This window comes from Oleiphilus sp. HI0125 (assembly GCF_001635355.1).
On record NZ_LWGF01001218.1, the window covers coordinates 1 to 542 of the forward strand.

Here is a 542-nt window from a genome sequence, read left to right on the forward strand (position 1 = left end):
CGTAATTGAATTATTTTTGATGTTTCGTTTTTTTGAACAGCTCGTTAAGCCCTTCCCTGTTGACACACCAACAACACCACCCAAAGGTCTTGTTGCGTTTTGCATTCACTATACACGTGGTGTCATTCCGCATCTTTTAATAATGGCATGTCTAACGGCATGCATTGCGGTAATGGAAGTCAGTCTGTTTCGTTTCTTGGGCGAGCTCGTCGACCTACTAACGGCAAGCACACCGGCTACTCTCTGGGAAGAACACTCTTCTACCCTAACGGGATATGGCGTCATTGTTCTTTTGGTTTTACCGATCACCGTTCTTCTTCACTCTAGCGTGATTCATCAAGCCTTGCTTGGCAACTATCCTATGCGCATTCGTTGGAATGCACACCGCTATTTGCTTGGACAAAGCCTTGGCTTTTTCCAAGATGAGTTTGCTGGACGAATTGCCACAAAAGTCATGCAGACAGCGTTATCCGTGCGGGAAGCTGTGATGAAGATGCTCGATGTCTTGCTCTATGTAAGCGTTTATTTTATTGGCATGGTCA

Annotated in this window: 1 protein-coding gene; it reads left to right on the plus strand. The window is 45.4% G+C overall.

Features of this window, described 5'->3' with window-relative positions; all coding sequences use genetic code 11:
- Positions 1-19 precede the first annotated feature (19 nt).
- Positions 20-542 (plus strand): ABC transporter ATP-binding protein (locus A3762_RS21195; protein ID WP_197469472.1); only part of this gene is annotated, 523 nt, incomplete at its 3' end.